General features: G+C 46.4%; 18 protein-coding genes. 8 read left to right on the forward strand and 10 right to left on the reverse strand.

Annotated elements, in window-relative coordinates:
- Window positions 1-8: 8 nt before the first annotated feature.
- Window positions 9-875 carry a hypothetical protein gene (locus L3V37_RS00405; protein WP_005374442.1) on the reverse strand — a complete coding sequence of 289 codons (867 nt, stop codon included), beginning with the start codon at window positions 873-875 and terminating at the stop codon, window positions 9-11.
- 154 nt (window positions 876-1,029) lie between these two features.
- The gene (gene gltS, locus L3V37_RS00410) at window positions 1,030-2,256 is read right to left on the reverse strand and encodes a sodium/glutamate symporter (RefSeq protein ID WP_005374443.1); all 1,227 of its coding nucleotides are present in this window, start codon (window positions 2,254-2,256) and stop codon (window positions 1,030-1,032) included.
- 413 nt (window positions 2,257-2,669) lie between these two features.
- On the opposite strand from gltS (L3V37_RS00410), the gene L3V37_RS00415 reads away from it, so the two are divergent.
- The 3 genes from L3V37_RS00415 to L3V37_RS00425 are packed head-to-tail and all read left to right on the forward strand — an operon-like array spanning window position 2,670 to window position 4,725.
- Window positions 2,670-3,041 carry a GntR family transcriptional regulator gene (locus tag L3V37_RS00415; RefSeq protein ID WP_237305617.1) on the forward strand — a complete coding sequence of 124 codons (372 nt, stop codon included), beginning with the start codon at window positions 2,670-2,672 and terminating at the stop codon, window positions 3,039-3,041.
- Complete coding sequence (locus L3V37_RS00420) at window positions 3,038-3,895, forward strand: ABC transporter ATP-binding protein (protein WP_237305618.1); 858 nt, start codon at window positions 3,038-3,040, stop codon at window positions 3,893-3,895. The genes L3V37_RS00415 and L3V37_RS00420 overlap by 4 nt, the downstream gene beginning before the upstream one ends.
- Window positions 3,895-4,725, forward strand: a complete 831-nt coding sequence (locus tag L3V37_RS00425; protein WP_237305619.1) for a hypothetical protein — start codon at window positions 3,895-3,897, stop codon at window positions 4,723-4,725. Before L3V37_RS00420 ends, L3V37_RS00425 begins: the two co-directional genes overlap by 1 nt.
- Window positions 4,726-4,824: 99 nt before the next feature.
- Here L3V37_RS00425 and gltS (L3V37_RS00430) read toward each other — a convergent pair whose 3' ends face one another.
- A complete protein-coding gene (gene gltS, locus L3V37_RS00430) occupies window positions 4,825-6,060 on the reverse strand; it encodes a sodium/glutamate symporter (RefSeq protein WP_005374448.1) in 1,236 nt (411 codons plus the stop codon).
- An 862-nt stretch (window positions 6,061-6,922) separates the two neighbouring features.
- Here gltS (L3V37_RS00430) and L3V37_RS00435 point away from each other — a divergent pair.
- The 4 genes from L3V37_RS00435 to L3V37_RS00450 all read left to right on the forward strand — a co-directional run bounded on the left by L3V37_RS00435 (window position 6,923) and on the right by L3V37_RS00450 (window position 10,580).
- A complete protein-coding gene (locus L3V37_RS00435; protein ID WP_005383215.1) occupies window positions 6,923-7,717 on the forward strand; it encodes a DUF4344 domain-containing metallopeptidase in 795 nt (264 codons plus the stop codon).
- 24 nt (window positions 7,718-7,741) lie between these two features.
- On the forward strand, window positions 7,742-8,128 hold the full coding sequence (locus L3V37_RS00440) for a thiol-disulfide oxidoreductase DCC family protein (protein WP_031780806.1): 387 nt from the start codon (window positions 7,742-7,744) through the stop codon (window positions 8,126-8,128).
- Window positions 8,129-8,303: 175 nt separating this feature from the next.
- Window positions 8,304-9,965, forward strand: coding sequence for a methyl-accepting chemotaxis protein (locus tag L3V37_RS00445; protein ID WP_237305620.1), 1,662 nt, complete (start codon window positions 8,304-8,306; stop codon window positions 9,963-9,965).
- Window positions 9,966-10,085: 120 nt separating this feature from the next.
- Complete coding sequence (locus tag L3V37_RS00450) at window positions 10,086-10,580, forward strand: peptidylprolyl isomerase (protein ID WP_109169412.1); 495 nt, start codon at window positions 10,086-10,088, stop codon at window positions 10,578-10,580.
- Between the two features lie 140 nt (window positions 10,581-10,720).
- Here L3V37_RS00450 and L3V37_RS00455 read toward each other — a convergent pair whose 3' ends face one another.
- The 7 genes from L3V37_RS00455 to L3V37_RS00485 are packed head-to-tail and all read right to left on the reverse strand — an operon-like array spanning window position 10,721 to window position 17,353.
- A complete protein-coding gene (locus L3V37_RS00455; protein ID WP_237305621.1) occupies window positions 10,721-11,512 on the reverse strand; it encodes a LytTR family DNA-binding domain-containing protein in 792 nt (263 codons plus the stop codon).
- A 15-nt stretch (window positions 11,513-11,527) separates the two neighbouring features.
- On the reverse strand, window positions 11,528-12,550 hold the full coding sequence (locus L3V37_RS00460) for a sensor histidine kinase (protein ID WP_237305622.1): 1,023 nt from the start codon (window positions 12,548-12,550) through the stop codon (window positions 11,528-11,530).
- Window positions 12,551-13,897, reverse strand: coding sequence for a hypothetical protein (locus tag L3V37_RS00465; RefSeq protein ID WP_237305623.1), 1,347 nt, complete (start codon window positions 13,895-13,897; stop codon window positions 12,551-12,553). It lies immediately after the preceding gene.
- Between the two features lie 45 nt (window positions 13,898-13,942).
- Entirely contained in the window at window positions 13,943-14,728 is a 786-nt protein-coding gene (locus L3V37_RS00470) for an outer membrane lipoprotein-sorting protein (protein ID WP_017821055.1), read from the reverse strand.
- Window positions 14,721-15,989, reverse strand: a complete 1,269-nt coding sequence (locus L3V37_RS00475; RefSeq protein WP_151515219.1) for an ABC transporter permease — start codon at window positions 15,987-15,989, stop codon at window positions 14,721-14,723. The genes L3V37_RS00470 and L3V37_RS00475 overlap by 8 nt, the downstream gene beginning before the upstream one ends.
- The gene (locus L3V37_RS00480) at window positions 15,977-16,675 is read right to left on the reverse strand and encodes an ABC transporter ATP-binding protein (RefSeq protein WP_237305624.1); all 699 of its coding nucleotides are present in this window, start codon (window positions 16,673-16,675) and stop codon (window positions 15,977-15,979) included. Before L3V37_RS00480 ends, L3V37_RS00475 begins: the two co-directional genes overlap by 13 nt.
- 12 nt (window positions 16,676-16,687) lie before the next feature.
- Window positions 16,688-17,353, reverse strand: coding sequence for a hypothetical protein (locus tag L3V37_RS00485; RefSeq protein ID WP_053303974.1), 666 nt, complete (start codon window positions 17,351-17,353; stop codon window positions 16,688-16,690).
- Between the two features lie 393 nt (window positions 17,354-17,746).
- Between L3V37_RS00485 and rodA the strand changes: the two genes are divergently transcribed.
- Window positions 17,747-18,829 (forward strand): rod shape-determining protein RodA, encoded by a 1,083-nt coding sequence (gene rodA / locus L3V37_RS00490; protein WP_237305625.1) that lies wholly within the window; start codon window positions 17,747-17,749, stop codon window positions 18,827-18,829.
- The last annotated feature ends 55 nt before the right edge of the window (window positions 18,830-18,884 follow it).

The following is an 18,884-nucleotide window of genomic DNA, read 5'->3' on the forward strand; positions in this document are numbered from 1 at the left end:
TTAAGTCGTCAATAAGCTTTAATACCAAACTGACGAAGACGCTTAGGAAGCACTTCATCCAACTTGTCTAGTTCACTCGGTTCGACTTCGATAAGATTGAAATGATGCTGCTCATAAACAGTACGAATGGTCTCACGGTCGGCCTGAGCCATCTCCCCATCGTCACTTCCCCAAAATTGCAAATAGACTTTGCCACCTGGCAAGTAAAAATCGCTAGTGACATCTTGGTCAATCGGCAACTGACGCTCATAAGCGTGCACAACACCAGCCAAGTACAGCCAGTTGTCGATGAGCAACTCCCCCTTAGAGCGCACGTAATGCCCATCTAATGTTCGGTGCTTGGCTTCAAATTTTTGGCGAAAGCTTGAGTACGATTTATCCGTAGAATGTGACTCCGCGTCTTGCCCTAAAAACTCAATGACAGACTGCTTAAGACGCTTGTTACGCAGCACCACATCGTGCCATACGACAAAGGTATTTTGTGTTTCTTTATCGGTTCTTTGCTGCCCACCAGCGCGCACACCAGCTTCTGTGACACTCCATCCCTCTTCGGATTTGGTCAACCAACCCAGTTCACTCAAAAGCTGGTTCATGCGCTTCGCATTCAATTTCAGCTTTTCACCCAGTTGTGTCGCGCTCAATGTTTTCCCTGAGCTGGGAGTCAGCTCAATATGTAAGTTGGTCGGCCAGACGATGAACTGGCCAAATTTAGGGTGATCCACATACTCACCGCCAAACTTTGCCCCTTCTTCGGTCAAAATCCACTTTTCATCTTGGCGAACGATGTAGCCTGCACGTTTGAGATCGGCAAACAGCAGCTTAGCTTCTACCTTGCGCATTTTCGCTAATGCCGACGTCGATATTTTTTCAGACATGTGGGTACCTCATGCTGCTGCAAAATTGAACACTATGTCGTCATAGTAACGCATTGATTTCACGGCTTGAAGTCAGGCAAACAAGATTTCGTGTTACAAATAGCAAAGCCAGCGTATAGGTGCTGGCTTTGTTATTTCGGTAAAAAAGCGAATGTTATCGAATAAAAGCGATGCATCCTTGCAAAATCACTAAATTCACAATGTCGATGAAGAATGCACCGACAATTGGAACCACCATAAATGCTTGTGGTGATGGACCATATCGACTCACGATGGAGCCCATATTCATGACCGCAGTCGGTGTAGCACCTAACCCAAAACCGCAGTGTCCGCTAGCGATCACCGCCGCATCGTAGTTGCCTCCCATCATGCGGAATGTTACGTAGTAAGTGAACATCGCCAACACTGCCGACTGAATAGCAAGAATAATAAGGAATGGGATCGCAAGATCGAAAATATTCCACAATTTCAAACTCATCAAGGCCATGGCAAGAAATAGAGATAGTGCAACCGTGCCAAGAATATCAACGGTTTCTAAATCAACCTTGCGCGCCTTCGTCACTTCCATGATGTTAGTGATAACAACACCAATAAACAGCGCATACACAAAATCGGGAATCATTAACCACTTGATGTCAAAACTGCTTACCCAACTCTCCAGATACTTCGCGCCTGTCACGCAAAGTAGAATGATGGATAAGCTTTCAACGACTCTTTTCGCTGTGACGCGATCTTCCTCATGTTCGTTGTACGTCACCAGTTCAGGGAAACTCTGATGACTTTGATTGGTGCGTCCGTATTCCGATTCCAAGTTGTGTTTGTTTAGTAGCTTTTGTGCAACAGGGCTGCCAATAATCCCGCCCATCACCAAGCCAAATGTAGCAGAAGCCATTGCCACCTCTAGAACATTATGCAAACCATACATTTCTTGAAAAGTTTGCGACCACGCAGCTCCAGTTCCATGTCCGCCAGAAAGCGTAATGGATCCGGCGATCAACCCCATGAGTGGATCTAACCCCAACGCTGTTGCTAAGGACACGCCGACCGCATTTTGGATAAGAATGTAGACCGATGCCACAACTAGGAAGATGAAAACCTTCGCACCGCCTTTAATCAGTTGGGTGTAATTTGCCGCTAAGCCAACGGTTGCAAAAAACATCAGCATAAAGACGTTTTGCAGTGGTAAATCAAAGGATACATCCACACCGTTTAAGTGCATCGTCGTGATTACGCAAGCGACCACTAGGCCACCAACAATTGGCTCTGGAATATTAAATTTTTTTAAGGTTGGTAACTTGGTATTGATGAACTGCCCTAAAAACAACACGCAAATTGCGACGAGGAACGACTCCTGTGGGCCGATAGATATTACCTGATTCATGAGACCTCTTTACTCTACTCTTTCTCATTCATTGAGCACGCGCTCAACGTGAGATAGGTGCCTAAGCCAGTCAGATTGCCTCTCGAAACTTTTGTTTTCTAGGCCTCTTTGACCATCAATTCTCATCAAGTAAGAAATAGGAAGACCTAAAATCATGCTAATTATCATTCAGTGAGAATATTCATTTAGAACAGGCGATAAGTTTATTGATGGGAAGAGAAAAACAACACTTCTCAACTTATGAGAAGCAATTAATTTCCATATAAAACAAAACCTCAAAACAACGACCACATAGGTGGATATTTAGAGCGAATGAGACAGGCGGATACACTAGGTTTTAAATTATTACTTTCTCTCTAACGCACTAGGTGTTATACATATATATAACACTATCTCAACCAAGAGATTCACTCATGACTAATTGGCATGATCGCCAACCGATATTTCGACAGTTGGCAGACCAGATCACGCAGCAAATACTGCAAGGTGTCTGGCAAGAAGGCGATGCTCTGCCCTCCGTCCGTAACATCTCTGCAGATATGAAAATTAACCACCTCACCGTTATGAAAGGCTATCAATTGCTTGTTGATGACGGGCTAGTGGAGAAAAAACGCGGTCAAGGTATGTTTGTCGCTTCAGGAGCAAAGCTCAAATTACTCGCAGACGAGAAGGCACGTTTTCTTCAGCAACAAATTCCGCAGATAGCCGACACAATACAGCGTCTGGATATGTCACTCGACGAATTCATTCAACAACTAAAACCACACTTGAAAGGTGACCAATGAGCGCATTAGTCAGTGTAAACAACGTCTCCAAGCAATATCAGCAACAAGGAGAAGCACTGCATGAAGTGAGTCTCGACCTACATGCAGGACAAGTACTTGGCTTACTCGGCCATAATGGCGCAGGTAAATCAACGCTTATTAATGCCCTACTCGGTGCACATGAATATCAGGGCACTATTCGTATCAACGGATTTGAACCCATTATGCAACGCGACAAGATAATGCAGAGCTTATCCTACATCTCGGATGTCAACGTTCTGCCAGATTGGATGACCGTTGCTCAACTGCTTAACTATACCGAGGGCGTGCACCCAGGGTTCAATCGCGCCCAAGCAGATACGCTACTTCGTCAAACGGACATCAAACCTCGTGCGCGCATCAAATCTTTATCCAAAGGGATGAAGGTGCAATTACACCTCGCGATTGTGATCGCGACCAACACCCAAATCCTCATATTGGATGAACCGACACTCGGGTTAGATCTCGTTTATCGTGATACGTTTTATCGTCACTTGTTGGAATGGTTTCACGACGGCGAACGCGTGTTGATCATCGCCAGTCATGAAGTATCAGAGATTGAGCACTTACTGACTGATGTGCTGATTCTCAAGCATGGCCGCCCTGTACTACAAACCTCGATGGACAGTATTAGTGAAGACTACTTCATCCTTGAGGCCAGCGACGAATACCGCACACAAATTGAAGCGATGAACCCACTCTCGTCACAAAAAGGCCTCGGTTCAACGAAATGGTTACTCAAAGCCCAGTATGCCCAACAAGCAGAAACAATGGGCTCCATCCATGGGGTGAAGTTAGCGGATCTATTTTTAGCATTGCAGAAGGAGGCAGCGTAATGCGTTCAGTTGTCGCGATGTTGCAAAAAGAGTGGTTAGAGAACCCTCTTGTTTTACGTATTCCACTGTTTGTGTTGGCGTGTGGAGTTATTCTCTTTGTGAGTTTAATGAGTAACGACACTCTACAACACAATATGTTTTTCCAAATGAGCTTTGGTGGCGATGTCAGTGACATTCACAGAGAGCTTGGTGATGACGTCAATATGTTGATTTCCGGAGGAGCAGGACTGCTGTCTATCTTGTTAGCCGTTCAGTACTTCCCAAGAACGCTACGCAAAGAACGGGCGGAAGGCAGCATTATGTTTTGGCGCAGTATGCCTGTCAGTGACATAAAAACCCATTTAGTGAAGCTAGGATTTGGCTTATTGGTGATTCCGCTCGTCTGCTCGGTGCTCGTACTCGCTGCAAATTTAATGTTGTGGTTGCTGAACATCTCTACTGATCACCAATTGGCTTTATTGTACCGCCAAGCCTCGTTAGGTTACGTGCTGCTGCATTGGGGAGAGTTTTTAATCAGAATGTTTTTCGCCGGTATTCTGCTGTTACCGCTGGCATTAACTGCGATGGCTATTTCACAAAAAGTGAACTCACCACTGGTCATTTTGTTTATCGCCATTTATGCGCTGCGTTGGATGCCTATCGCACTTTTTGGTTTCTACGGGCTAGATCAGTTTTTCTCCGAAGTGCTTTACCTTCCGCTGCACGCCATTATTACACCAAACCCATTCAATGCCATTCCTCAAGCGGGTTGGTTAAACGTCGGCATTTACGCCTTCATTGGTATTCTTGGTTGGACAGCTAGCCTCAAGTTCAGCCGAACTATCCAATAATGCTTCGTCCGATAAACGACCAAACCAAGTCATAAAAAAACGGTCACAACCAGTGTTGTGACCGTTTTATTTCGCCTCTAGGAGCTCATCCACTTAACTTTAACCAAGGAATGAAATGTAGCCTTGCAAGATAATTAAGTTGACGATGTCGATAAAGAAAGCGCCCACAATTGGCACCACCATAAATGCTTGTGGCGACGGGCCAAATCGGTTAACGATTGAACCCATGTTCATTACGGCTGTTGGGGTTGCACCCAAGCCAAAACCGCAGTGCCCCCCTGCAATAACCGCAGCATCGTAGTTGCTTCCCATCACTTTGAACGTAACATAGTACGTAAAGATAGCTAAGACGACAGACTGCACAGCTAAAATAACCAAGAATGGAATCGCTAGATCAAAGATATTCCATAACTTCAAGCTCATCAGAGCCATCGCTAGGAATAGAGATAGCGATACCGTACCTAACATATCGACCGTTTCGGCATCTAACTTACGAATTTTGGTCACTTCCAAGAAATTCGTAATGATCACACCAATGAATAGCGCATATACGAAGTCTGGAATCATCAGCCATGAGATTTCATACGTGCTTACCCATTGCTCGACATACTTGGCCCCAGTAACACAAATCAGTAGGAAGAAGAGTTTCTCCACCACTTTTTTCGCCGTTACTTTATCTTCTTCGTATTCATTGTAAGTCACCAACTCCGGGAATTTCTCGTGAGTTTTGGCATCTCGACCACCACGACCATACTCAGACTCTATGCTGTTCTTTTCCACCAGACGCTGCGCTACAGGGCTACCAATGATACCGCCGATGATCAAACCAAAAGTCGCTGATGCCATTGCAATTTCTAAGACGTTATCCAATCCATACACGTCTTGAAAGGTTTGTGACCACGCAGCACCTGTACCATGACCACCTGACAGAGTAATCGAGCCAGCAATTAACCCCATCAAAGGATCTAAACCGAGCGCCGCCGCAAGTGAAACGCCAACGCCGTTTTGTATGATGATGTAAAACGATGCGACAGCTAAGAAGATAAAAACCTTCGCACCTCCTTTCATCAACTGAGTGTAATTTGCGGCCAAACCAACTGTCGCAAAAAACATTAACATAAACGTATTTTGTAATGGCAAGTCGAACTCTAAGTCGATGCCGTTGAAATGAAGAGCAGTAATCATGCAGGCCACAATAAGACCACCTACAATCGGCTCAGGTATGTTGAATTTCTTTAAAATCGGTAGCTTAGCATTAATAAAATGCCCCAGGAAAAGCACACTGATTGCGACCAAGAAGGACTCCAGTGCACCTACAGATATTAAATGATTCATATCGCCTCTTATTATTGTTCTCTTCATTCTCCGTAATGAATGAGTGTTAGTTTAACCTTCGTTCAATAGCAAATTTTCTCGCTTTATTGTTTCGAAAATACTCAAAAAGTTGGTGTAGATGCGCCTTAGGCTAGTTTAAGGGGCGCTCCTTAAGCGATGTGTCAGTTTTTACGCTGTTAGCAAGCCCTTAAATGTGAAAGGAGCTGATACAGCTCCTTCAAATGGCCCCTCGCAATACCTGTGCGTTATCGCTTGGGGTGTCGTGTTGTGAGTAAATTCTGGGTGACACTTTCTGAACCACTTCGGGCTCCCTTACTTAAACAGAATGTGTCAATTACTATCAAACAAAGTTCCTTCCCGTTGTAACCGCTAAACGCCGAGAGCGCGTTCAAAACAATTGGGTTTGCCTGTTCCTGTCGTAGCTTTTCAACTCTGGCTCATGGTGTATAAACGAGCCGAATCCAAGGAAACTCTCAGGCTGCAACAAACGTTTTCGTCACAACGGAGCAGGATTATAACATATCGCTGATAATTTTCTTCAATTCAGTGACATTCACCAACCCCATGGTTAAACCTTGCAATGATTAACTGCCTATTATCATTTTCACAGATAAAGATCGAAGCACAGTTACTCAGTAAGCTTCTTAGAAAACGATGCATAGCTAATAACTTCACCGCCGTTCTTATCCAAGAGGTCTTGATAAACGCCCTAGAGAACCAAGCAGCCGAAATATGCGATGTTATCATGATTGCTTTTCGAGACCGACGTCCCGACTTTGGCTAATGAGTACAACCCCAACTATGCATCAGGCAAAAACATGTATAATTTTTTATACAAGTTATTCAATAACAAGAGTCCCACATGAACATTCATTCGCTTTGCGCTGCGCTATTACTCAGCGTCGTCTCATCAGCTACAGCAGCTGAAAACATTCGTATTCAATATTCTCCCGTAGAGACAACTCATGAAAAAATCGCCCAACAATCGATTCAAAGCAGCGATGTAAACACCATCTTTGCTGAGCTATCTCAGGCCTACTTTCCATTTGATAAAGCTCTCACGCTGGTTTACGGCGGAGAAGATGGTCCAATGTATGACCCTGATACACACACAATATACGTTCCTTACACTTTTTATTTGGAGTCGCTCAATTACTTCTCCAATAATCAGTATGAAGAACGCTTCGGAAAATCCCCAAAAACAGGGGCGCTAGATACGTTATTGCACACTTTACTTCATGAAGCTGGACATGCTTACATCGAAGATCAAAGCATCCCTGTTCTCGGAAAAGAAGAAGATGCGGTCGATAATTTTGCCACTATTTTAATGATTGACTTCCTAGAAGATGGCGCAGATATGGCCATTAGCGCCGCCGACATGTTCGCATTCGAATCCGACGACAGACCGGACTACTACGATTTTGGCGAGTACATTGACGAACACAGCTTTGATTTGCAGCGTTACTTTTCAACGTTATGTTTGGTGTACGGTAGTGATCCTGAGCAATACAAAGCCTTACTCGATGAAGTAGAAAAAGACTACCTGCGTGATCGCAAAGAGTTCTGCCAATTCAATTACGGCAACATTCGCGACAATTGGCTGCATTACTTGCAAAACAATGAACCAAAAGAAAATTCGCCACGTAAAAGCGATTAGAAAACCTCAAACAAGAAAACCGCAATGACAAAACTCACCATATTTTATGACGGAACCTGCCCGCTTTGTGCCAAAGAGATGAAGGCGCTAAAACAACGCGATGCCAAGCAGCAAATCAAAACCGTCGATATCTATAGTGATGCATTCGCAGATTATCCTCAGATCGATCCGGAGCAAGCCAACACCATTTTGCACGCCCTCAACGAAAAGGGGGAACTTCTGCTGGGGTTGGACGTGACTCATCGTGCGTGGCAATTAGTTGGTCGCGGTTGGCTCTACGCTCCACTACGTTGGCGACTCGTTAAACCTGTTGCTGACTGGCTTTACCTCAAATTCGCAAAGAATAGGTATCGCGTCTCATATTGGTTAACAGGGACTTCTCGTTGCAATAGTGGGTCGTGTTCACGTTAATTGTGATCCTGCTTAAAAATGCTACGACCTTAGTCTAAATTTATAAACTTCCAGTACTTCTGATTGATTAACTCGGTTAATCTCTAAGCATTACAACAATAAGTATTAATAATTTTATCAGGCAAGCTTATTCAGCTTGTCACTTGTAACGCTGCGCCGAGAGAAGGACGTCTCTATGAATCTGACGATCAGAAAACGACTATATATCCTTTCAATAATTCCAATTCTAACTATGGCAATAGGCATGATGTGGTTCACCTACGCACAAACCACAGCCTACAACGAGCACGAGATTGAGCAAACTCGAAGTCGAATGATGGAGATGAAAAAAGCCGAACTCAAAAGTTACGTACAAATGGCGCGTTCCGCTGTCGAGCCGCTACTCGCACAAAATGCCCCACTGGAAGAGGCTCTGCCTATCTTGAAACAACTAGAGTTTGGTCAATCCGGCTACATCTTTGGTTATGATTCAAAAGGCGTTCGCGTCGTGGTGGGTAAAAACACCAAAGGCATCGGGGAAAACTTCTATAACTTGCAGGACAAGAAAGGCAATTACCTGATTCAGGATTTGCTAAAAAATGCCAAAACTGGTGAGTTCACGACTTATTACTTCCCGAAACTCGGTCAGAGTGAAGCACTACCGAAACTCAGCTACTCAGTCTTTATTCCTGAATGGGATTTAATGTTGGGTACAGGCTTCTACACTGATGATATCGACGCCATTGTGGCAAACATGGAAGAAGCTGCGCATCAGGCCCTCAACACCACACTGACGGCTATTGCTCTGTTCTGTGTTTCGATTGCAGCGATCGTCGCGGTCTTCGCGGTGTTTGTTAACCGCAGTATCATGAAGCCTATTGAGCAGTTTGATGCCTCAATCCACTCTTTCGCGCAAGGCGATGCCGACTTAACCGCGCGCATGGAAGAATCAAGCGTGCCGGAGTTCACCCAACTTAGCCGTAACTTCAATATCTTCGTTGAAAGCCTGCAAGGCATCATTAAGAGCGTTAGCCACTTAGGACAAGAAGTGGTTTCAGAGACCAACGAGATGTCACAGCGTGCATCGCAAGTGGATGAATTAGCTTCTGGTCAACGTGAAGAGACCGAACAAGTCGCAGCGGCAATGACCGAGATGACAGCAACGGCGCACGAGATTTCAAACAACGCTAACCAAGCAGCGCAATCAGCCAGAGACGCCGATGAAAACTCACAACAAGCAAAACACATTGTTGATTCGGCAGCGAACTCTGTCGAAGCACTCGCGCTAGAGGTGTCGGAAGCCAGCACGGTGATTTCTCGTTTAGAGAGCGACGTAAAAAACATTTCTTCTTCTCTGGAAGTGATTCAGGATATAGCCGAGCAAACTAACCTATTGGCACTGAACGCAGCCATTGAAGCAGCCCGTGCAGGCGAACAAGGTCGCGGCTTCGCAGTCGTTGCCGATGAGGTTCGTAAACTGGCAAGTCGCACTCAAGACAGCACAGGCGAAATTCACCAAATGATTGAGCAATTGAAGTCTGGCTCGGATGCGGCAGTGAAAGCCATGGGCTCAAGCCAAGCGCGTGGTGAAGCAACGGTTGAGGAAGCACGAGCTGCCTCTGCCGCACTGCAAGAAATCCAAGCCGCAATTGCTAACATCATGGACATGAACACCCTGATCGCAACGGCAACCGAAGAGCAAAGCCAAGTTGGGCAAGAGATTTCACAACGTATTGAAGTGATCTCTCAACAAAGCAGCCAATCGGCGCAACTTGCGAATCAAAACCGCGCAGGTAGTGGCAACCTAAACCACAAAGCTAACGAGCTATACGACTTGGTCGGTCGCTTTACGGTTTAACGCTTTCCTCACCCATTCACTATGCAAACAGCGACACCAAACGTCGCTGTTTTATTTCTGCTATCCTCATACGACTTAGCTATAATGCCGCCAACTAAGCACCCACAAGGGCAAAACCAGATGATTACCATGACCACCAATTTCGGTGACATCGAGATTGAACTGAACCTAGAACGAGCACCAGTTAGCTCAAAGAACTTCAAAAAATACTGTGAAGATGGCTTTTACGACGGCACCATTTTCCACCGCGTTATCGACGGCTTTATGATCCAAGGTGGCGGTCATACCGAAGACATGGCAGAAAAGCCAACACGCGCCCCAATCGCAAACGAAGCAAACCGTGGTCTAAAGAACCTTGTTGGCACTATCGCGATGGCGCGTACCGATGCACCGCACTCTGCAACGGCACAGTTCTTCATTAACCTGGAAGACAACGATTTCCTAGACCACACCGCAACCACTAACCTAGGCTGGGGTTACGCGGTATTTGGTAAAGTGACCGCGGGTATGGATGTCGTAAACCGCATCGCGAAAGTAAAAACGACCTCTAAGCTTGGTCACGATGATGTACCATGCGATCCAATCATTATTGAGAAAGTGACAGTCAGCGAATAAGCCCATTCGCCTCTTGGTAGAAATCGTCGCTACAAAACGAAAAAAGCGCCTAATGTCTTATGACTTAAGCGCTTTTTGTTTTTGTTGCTGAAACAAATGAGCAGCGAGTTTACAGTGTAAAGAGTGAGCAGTTCTAGCAATTACATCCCTTTGAACAAACTTTGAGATGCACGGCTCACAGGGAGCTTAGTTTCTCCAACGTGCACAAACATTCTGCCAGCAAAGTCTTTGTTTACTTTGCTAATTTTGCACACTTGCACCACGCTTGAACGGTGCACTTGCCAGAACTGTTCTGGGTTAAGCTGCCCTATCAACTCTTTCAACGATGTGCGAATCAAATACTCCTGCACTTTGCCCAGTCCTTGTTGAGCATACACAGAAACGTATTTTTCTTCCGCTTTGAAATACAACACATCAGACGTGGCAATCAGATGAATATCTTCCCCTTGCGTCGCTTTGATCCACTGAAGATATTGCGGCGTTTGTGGCGCGGATAATTGTTGTAACTGTTCTAACAGGCTGCTCATCTGCACATTGCTGCTTTCTTGCTCTCGCTTAGCAAGGCGTGCTTTCACTCTTTCACACGTCGTCAGAAGGCGCTCATCCGAGATAGGCTTGAGCAAATAATCGGCGGCATTTTGCTCAAAAGCTTTGATGGCGTAATCATCGTACGCGGTGACAAACACAATCAAAGGTGGATTGGCGAGTTGATTGAGTTTTTGCGCTAAGGTCATACCATCCAAAACTGGCATACGAATATCAAGAAACGCAATGTCAGGTTGGTTTTGCTCAATGGCTTGCAACGCTTGTTCACCATCGGCGACTTTGGCTATCACCTCTAGCTCTGGCCACACTTCAGCTAGGCTTTTATCAAGATGACGCCTCAATAGCGGTTCATCATCAGCAATAATGGCAGTAAACCCTGTATTCATTCCTTTCTTCCTTGGTTACGATTCCATTGGCCAACTCAGGCGAACACAAACGCCACCCTGAGCAGACTCACTGATAGAAACCTCTCCTTGACCTGCGAACAAAGCTTCAACTCGCTGCTTGAGATTACTTAGACCCACGCCAGAACCCATGTGCCCACTAACGTGATTCAAGCCAACACCTGTGTCTCTGACTTCAATCTGCAAGTTCTGTTGTTCGCGCTTAATCTGCAAACTCACTTCGCCACCTTCACGCTTTGGCTCAATACCATGGATGATGGCGTTTTCGATTAAGGGTTGTAGCATCATCGGCGGTAACTCGGTTCTGCCTAGCCCCTCTTCCACCTCAATCTTGTAACTGAGTCGTTCACCCAAACGAGTTTGTTGAATACCCAAGTAAGCTTCAATTAACGCCGTTTCATTGTCTATGGTGGTGTGCTCTTCGCGTGAGCTTTTTAGCGTTGCACGCAACAGCGCGGTTAACTGCTCTAGCATCAGCTTGGCTTTATCGACATCTTGCGACATGAGTGCACTGATATTCGCCAAGGTATTGAATAAGAAATGCGGTTCAATCTGGCTTTGCATCTGCTTAAGCTGACTCAGCAACAGCGCACGGTCTTGCTCTGCTTTCTCGCGCTTGATGGCTTCCAACTCTCGTTGAGCGATCGCATGTTGCTCGCGTGAGTAGAAATAGAAAAAGCACATGGCGCTAAATAACAACCCCATGAGACCAACCGACAGCATACTTGAGATACCGAAGTATTCCCCAAGCCAAAGCTGGGCGTTCACCACACCAAACAATAGGCAAGCCGTCAGCGAGATAGCCACTTCCGCCATACGAGGAATGGTAGGAAACAGGCGGTCGACAAGCCATGAGAAGAAGATAGCCGAATAGCCAAATCCAAAGCTAACCACCACATGAATGTAAAATGGACCGCCCCAAACCGAGAGCGTCATTGCTGCGATAAAGAGACAAAATGCCGTGGTCACTAATAAGCTACGCGGCCATCCACTTTTCACCACTGATTTTGCTGAACACATTTAGAATTTCCCTTTGATGTTAAATACAATCATATGCTTATCATTGATTTGTGCGTAAGCAGATTGGTCGTCTCCGGTTAAAAAGCGTGCGGCAACTTCCACTTCTACATTTTGATCGCCGGTATCAATCCATTGGTAGTTAAGCCACTGCGTGACAATCACACCGTCATCTTGCGGCGACAGCATCACATCCAACGTAGGGGTTACATCACTTAACCAGCCCATATCCGCTTTGCCGTTCCATGCAGCCCATGCTTCCAAATCCCAACTCCAGTGCAGTATTAGGCTATGCTGAACGATATTGGCATGCTGAAACCCTTGGGCGTAGCTTGTCGCAAGTAGAGCGCTGCTAGCCAATAGAGAGTTGTTAGGATCAGGGATCTGAGAGAGTAATTCGCCGCGCTCTATTGCTTGTTGCCATTCGCTTTTCGACCATGCACGGCTGTCGTACCAATATTCGGCAATCACGTTGTGTCCAGCTTGGTTTGCCCAGTTCAATCCAATTAAGGCTTGGAATGCGCTGCCCTGCTCCTCAACCGAAACGGGTTGGTAAAGATCACCCTGCTGAAACTGATAGCCAACACTTTGCTTTTGCCACAGCATGGAACTGTGCATGGCGATGGATTCATCCCACACAGCAATGGCACTGGCTCCGAGTAAACCTCGGCGCACATCATCGTAATAACCAATAAGTTGATACTCGGTGTCACCCACCAGCGCATAATGACGAATACCAACACCTTGTTGCTCTGCGGCTTGATCAAGTGCACTTTGGCCTTGTTGCCCCCAGCTTGAATCCGTCGCAATCACCGTCCACTCGCCTGCCATATCGTAGTGTGAAAGTGAAAACACACCCGCGCCCTCTTCTGCGACTAAGCCAACAGGATTTTGTCGATAAGGCTTAAACAGATCCAAAGGTCGGTAGCCATAACCCACTCCCCAATCCACGCGCAACTTACCCAAACTCACATCAAGAGTGGTGTCACCGACTTGCCACTCTCCTAGCCAAGCAAGCTCTCGAATCAACAGTTGGTTATCAGCTTCACTCCACCAGTCACTCTCTCCTTGTTGGTTGAGGTACAACCCTTGGCTGTACAGAGCAAACAAGCCGCTGAAGTTCTGATAATTCACCTGCACATCCAACAGTGCATTAAGTGAATCACGAGAACTGCCCTGCGTCTGCATAAACACGCTATCACGCTGCTTGGCCCTTTCGTAACTGACAGCCCAATCCCACTCAAAACTCAGCTCATCATTGGCAAAAGCAGGGACTGCTGCGCCCACACACAATGAGGCTGCAATCAACAAACTGGTGCTTTTGTTAAGGTTAGGCTGGTGCGGTTTCATGTGACTTCCTTGCTCGTTTTCATGCTTCTATTTGCAAAGCTCAGACTAAAGCTGAGTCGTGTTGGCTTTCGGCAAATAGCTTGGGTTGTAAAACTTGTTATCCAGTTGCCAAGGCACGATTTCTTGATACTCGATAACGGTCTTTTTGCTCGGCTGAATGCTATCAAGCAAGGTCATCTCACTGACGTAGTCTTCGCCATTATCGCTTGCACGTCCGTATTGCGCTTGCTTGGCGAGTTTGCCAGAGCGCAAGTAGAGATCAGCTTTAATTGGAAACGCATCTTGCTCAGACAACCATAAGTCGATCTTCTGATAACTCGCCCCTTTGGTTTTCGCGGTTAAAGCAAGATGATAAGCTGCGACACTTTCCCCGTTCACCGAAACGGTTTCTGTCGCTTTCCATTCACCTTGATAATCTTGGCTCCACGTCAGGGTTGAGATGTCGCCGATAGACGCTTCCCCAAGCAACTTCTGCATTGGCGTAATGCGAATCGGGCGGCGGCTCTTTGGCATTTGCAGCCAGTAGTTATCGCCCATCATCAACATCTTTTGCCCTGCTTCAACCGCCGATTTGAATACCACCAGCGATTCACGATTTGGACGCGTGTACACGTGGTAAAGGCGAGTTTTATCTAATTCTTGGTCTTGATATAAGCGCACCAGTGACACCACTTTGGAGGAGTCATCTTGCAAGCGGTAGCTGTCGGCTTTTTCAATCAATTGCGCAACTTGCTGTGCATCTAGTGCTGTTTCATTCGCACTGACATTCATGCTTGCAACGCCAGTTACCGTTAGCAATGCAATTGGTAATAGTGATTTGAAATTAAACATAAATCAGTGCCTCCGTAATTGGCTTGTTCACCCCTTTGCGTGCCGAGAAAAACGCCGCAACCAAACAAATCATCAATACTGCGAGTCCAGCTATAGCCACCAGCTCCCAAGAGAAGTAAATCGTTAATGGGTAACCTTCTGTTCGTCCTGGCGGTGGCGGCATTTGCACATCCACGACCATCAGTAAGACGGTGACTAGCGCCGTAAACAAAGCACCGATTAAGCTGCCAATCACGGCAAGTAACCCTGCTTCGCGCAAGAACCCAGCAATAATTTCGCGAGGGTAGCTACCAAGTGCTGACAAGGTGCCAATTTCACGTGTGCGTTCCGTTACCGACATGGTCATGGTGTTGAACAGCGCGACAAAGACTACCAACGCCATTACTGCGCCCATGATACCGAAGATGCGGTCGTACAAATCTTTCACTTTGAGATAGAAGAACGCACGTTCTTGCCAAGGCGTAATCTCAATATCTTGATCACCAAAGTTCTGCTTTTGCTTACTCAGAACCGAAGCCACTTGTTGCTCGACTTGGCTCGTTAAACTGGTATCGAACAGGAAGACCGATAACGCACTGACTTTGTCTGAACCGAGCAGCGATTGCGCGCTGTTGATGTGCACGTAAAGCTGGCGTTTATCAAGCTCTGGCACGCCAGTTGAGTAGATGCCACGAACTTTGAAGTCATACGCGTTCAATGCACCGTCGGTTGTGGTCGCCAGCAAGGTAATCCAATCGCCAACGTGTACGCTTAAGTTGTTCGCCAAATCAACGCCAAGCATCACTTCCGGCTCTGCTGGGTCATAACGCGATGCATGAATGTTGGACAGCGTCTGCCCTTCACGCACGTCTAAAAACGGTCCTTTCATATCGAATTCGCGTTCGTTAACGCCAATACCGATAAAGATCGACGACTTGTTGCCGTTGGAAATCAAGCCACTGAACTCAACTCGAGGCTGCACACCTCGCACTTCATTCAACCCAATCAATTGCTTGGTGATGTCGTCGGCATGAGTTAAACCGTTACTCAGCGGCATCTCTTCTTCTTTGGCGAAATAACCCGGCGTGGTTAACGTCAGATGCCCCGTGTCACGTGCTGTCGACTCTTTCAAACTGTCGTAGGTGTACAGACCAAAACCGCCCGCACTGGTTAACGCAAACACGGCAATGGCAATGATCAACATCGACAACAAACTGCGACGGCGATTGCGTTGCAGGTTCAACCAAGCAAGGCGAACCGAAACGGGAATTAGCTTGCCCATGAAACCTCCTCCACACTTGCGTGCGTTTGAGTAATTTTGCCATCCACCAACTCAATGGTTCGATCGCAGCGAGATGCCATACGAGGGTCGTGTGTTGCGACGATAAAAGTGGTGCCAAGCTCGTGTCCGAGCCCTTTCATAATGTCGATGACCTTGTTGGCAGTTTGGCTATCAAGACTTGCGGTTGGCTCATCAGCGATCACCAACGCTGGTTTGTGCACTAACGCACGAGCAATTGCCACACGCTGCTGCTGACCGCCCGACAAGTTATCGGGCATGTGATGAATAAACTCACCCAAGCCAACGTGTTCTAGCATTTGTGTGGCGAGCTCGGTTTGTTCTGCTTTTGAAACGCCTTTGAGATGCAGCGGATACGCCACGTTCTCTAGCGCCGTCATCACGGGGACAAGATTGAATTTTTGGAACACAAAACCAAGCTTTTCTCGGCGTATTTTCGCCGCCTGCATTTGTCCGGTTGGGTATGGGCTGCCTGCAAATGTCACCTGACCTTGGTATTGAGTATCCAGCATGCCAAGCACGTTAAGTAAGGTGCTTTTGCCTGAGCCCGACGGTCCACACAATGCCACCATTTCGCCGGCAAATACTTCACCAGACACGTCTCGCAATGCACACACGGTTTGGCTGCCAAGGGCGTAATCGCGGCTAAGTTGATTAAAAACGATCATGACGCCTCCCTACTATTTCGCTAGCAGCGCTTTCGCGGTTTGCGTTTCTAAATTGCTGTCACCCAACTTCTCCATTTGCGCTAACCATGTTTTGGCTTGTTGGACATCTTCAGCGCGTAGTGCTGCTTCAATGGCGTAGCGATAAATCCACGAAGTAGCCGCGAAAGGTTGTTGGCTAAAACTCGGCTCATCGAGCAATGAAAGGTACAGCTCGTAGCCACGCTCAAAGTGATTGAACATGTCTGGCAGAGAGGTAAACGTAGTGGCTGCCATGGCAGTGGCTAATTGGTATTCCGGCAAGCCTTGTAAGCGCTGTTGCTCTTGCAGTGGAACTGGCTGATTCGCCATTAGATCCAAACCTTTTTGGATTGTGGCAAGACCGCGCTCGGTGAACTTCATCTTGTTCCAAGGCATAAACGCCTCACGACCTTGCAACGTCTCAGCACTGCCCAAGTAAACCAAGGTCACCGGCGTTGCGCCCTGCTCTTCGAGTTGTTTGGATAGTTCGCCATAAACAGTATCAACTAAGCCAGAGTCACCCTGCGCCGCTTGGTTGAATTGACTGAGTGTGCGCTCGCTTGGGTTAGCCAGAGCCAGATTGCTGCTAAGTGCAAATGCGGCGATAAACGTACTTGCCAGTTTAAGAGCTTTGATTGAGCGAGATTGAGAAACCATCATGTACTGTCCTTAGTTGAACGTGATTTGATGGTTTCAGATTAAGGGAGAAGGTCGCACGCTGCTTTTGCATGCGACCAATGGCAGTTATGCAGAGTGAATGGTATTGAGAGAGGATGAATGACATTCACTTAAACAGAAAATACAATTCCGCTCATTCGTAACTCTACATTTTTACGGCAGTCACAATAAAAACACTGGCTTAAAATCTGAGGCTAGTGTATTTATCCATCCGACAGCTACCCATAACAGACAGTGTCGCACTCTCCTTTCTTACACACCTTTGCATGGTGTCTGTTGTTTCCAAATCGAGATTCTTAGCATCGGAATAGTTTGAACTCTTCGAGTTTTAGTTGTTTTCGCACTCAAAATAGGTGCGTTATTAGGTCGTTGAAAATGAATAAGCGTTATTTCCCAAGAGTTGATTTGCCACTACTCATGGCGATCATTCCGATCATGCTGTTAAGTTCGCTCACTCTCTGGAGTGCCAGTAGCTTTAATAAGGCGATGCTCTTCAAACATTTGGCGCGCTGCGGACTGACATTAGTTTGTATCTTGGTCATGTCCTCGATTCCAGCGTCCAGCTATCAGCGCTCAGCTCCATATCTCTACATTATTGCGGTTGCGCTGCTACTTGCTGTCGCTTTATTTGGTTATAGCACCAATGGCTCTCAACGTTGGCTCGATATCGGCTTCTTCCGCTTTCAACCGTCTGAGCTAATCAAACTTTCCATTCCAATCATGATCGCCTGGATGCTGCATATTGAAGGAGGTCGACCAAACAGTCGGAAAATTGCGTTTTGCTTACTTATTACAATGATTCCTGCCGGGTTAATCGCGCTACAACCGGATTTAGACGGTGCAGTTTTTACCATCATTTATGCATTGTTCGTTTTGTTTTTGGCTGGCATGAGCTGGAAAATAATCTGCGGGTTTATTGCGAGCATTTTAACGTTAGCACCTATTTTATGGTTCTTCGTTATGGAAACCTATCAAAAGAGCCGTGTAACACAGTTCTTGCACCCTGAGTCCGATCCACTGGGGTCGGGCTACCAAATCATCCAATCTTTGATTGCGATTGGCTCAGGCGGTATGAAAGGCAAAGGTTGGATGAATGCAACGCAGGGAACACTTGGCTTTATTCCAGAAAGTCATACGGACTTTATTTTTTCGACCTATGCGGAAGAATGGGGCTTTGTTGGCAGTTTAGTCTTACTCGGATTGTACTTGTTTATTACTGCACGCGTTATGTTGCTTGCATGTCAGTCTGACCACTTTTTTAGTCGGCTGGTAAGTGGCGCATTAGCGATGAGCTTTTTTCTGTATGCTTTTATCAATACGGGCATGGTGAGTGGCTTGTTGCCAGTAATGGGTAGCCCACTTCCCTTCTTTAGCTATGGCGGCACGGCGATGCTAACTCAAGGTATCTGTTTTGGTGTAATCATGTCGCTGTGTTATTCCAAATATCGTAACGCATAGCTCTACTTGAGAAAAAGCGATCAAAAAAAGGCTTCCCTGAGGAAGCCTTTTTACA

It is taken from the genome of Vibrio sp. D54 (assembly GCF_021728075.1).
In the GTDB taxonomy this organism is placed as follows: Bacteria; Pseudomonadota; Gammaproteobacteria; order Enterobacterales; family Vibrionaceae; genus Vibrio; species Vibrio alginolyticus.

What these genes read in the sequence shown, in the direction of transcription:
- L3V37_RS00475 (WP_151515219.1), bottom strand. Translation starts at nt 15,989, where the DNA reads ATGGGCAAGCTAATTCCCGTTTCGGTTCGCCTTGCTTGGTTGAACCTG.
- L3V37_RS00405 (WP_005374442.1), bottom strand. Translation starts at nt 875, where the DNA reads ATGTCTGAAAAAATATCGACGTCGGCATTAGCGAAAATGCGCAAGGTA.
- L3V37_RS00480 (WP_237305624.1), bottom strand. Translation starts at nt 16,675, where the DNA reads ATGATCGTTTTTAATCAACTTAGCCGCGATTACGCCCTTGGCAGCCAA.
- L3V37_RS00465 (WP_237305623.1), bottom strand. Translation starts at nt 13,897, where the DNA reads ATGAAACCGCACCAGCCTAACCTTAACAAAAGCACCAGTTTGTTGATT.
- L3V37_RS00425 (WP_237305619.1), top strand. Translation starts at nt 3,895, where the DNA reads ATGCGTTCAGTTGTCGCGATGTTGCAAAAAGAGTGGTTAGAGAACCCT.
- gltS (WP_005374443.1), bottom strand. Translation starts at nt 2,256, where the DNA reads ATGAATCAGGTAATATCTATCGGCCCACAGGAGTCGTTCCTCGTCGCA.
- L3V37_RS00470 (WP_017821055.1), bottom strand. Translation starts at nt 14,728, where the DNA reads ATGTTTAATTTCAAATCACTATTACCAATTGCATTGCTAACGGTAACT.
- rodA (WP_237305625.1), top strand. Translation starts at nt 17,747, where the DNA reads ATGAATAAGCGTTATTTCCCAAGAGTTGATTTGCCACTACTCATGGCG.
- L3V37_RS00415 (WP_237305617.1), top strand. Translation starts at nt 2,670, where the DNA reads ATGACTAATTGGCATGATCGCCAACCGATATTTCGACAGTTGGCAGAC.
- L3V37_RS00450 (WP_109169412.1), top strand. Translation starts at nt 10,086, where the DNA reads ATGATTACCATGACCACCAATTTCGGTGACATCGAGATTGAACTGAAC.
- L3V37_RS00440 (WP_031780806.1), top strand. Translation starts at nt 7,742, where the DNA reads ATGACAAAACTCACCATATTTTATGACGGAACCTGCCCGCTTTGTGCC.
- L3V37_RS00460 (WP_237305622.1), bottom strand. Translation starts at nt 12,550, where the DNA reads ATGTGTTCAGCAAAATCAGTGGTGAAAAGTGGATGGCCGCGTAGCTTA.
- L3V37_RS00485 (WP_053303974.1), bottom strand. Translation starts at nt 17,353, where the DNA reads ATGATGGTTTCTCAATCTCGCTCAATCAAAGCTCTTAAACTGGCAAGT.
- L3V37_RS00455 (WP_237305621.1), bottom strand. Translation starts at nt 11,512, where the DNA reads ATGAATACAGGGTTTACTGCCATTATTGCTGATGATGAACCGCTATTG.
- L3V37_RS00420 (WP_237305618.1), top strand. Translation starts at nt 3,038, where the DNA reads ATGAGCGCATTAGTCAGTGTAAACAACGTCTCCAAGCAATATCAGCAA.
- L3V37_RS00445 (WP_237305620.1), top strand. Translation starts at nt 8,304, where the DNA reads ATGAATCTGACGATCAGAAAACGACTATATATCCTTTCAATAATTCCA.
- gltS (WP_005374448.1), bottom strand. Translation starts at nt 6,060, where the DNA reads ATGAATCATTTAATATCTGTAGGTGCACTGGAGTCCTTCTTGGTCGCA.
- L3V37_RS00435 (WP_005383215.1), top strand. Translation starts at nt 6,923, where the DNA reads ATGAACATTCATTCGCTTTGCGCTGCGCTATTACTCAGCGTCGTCTCA.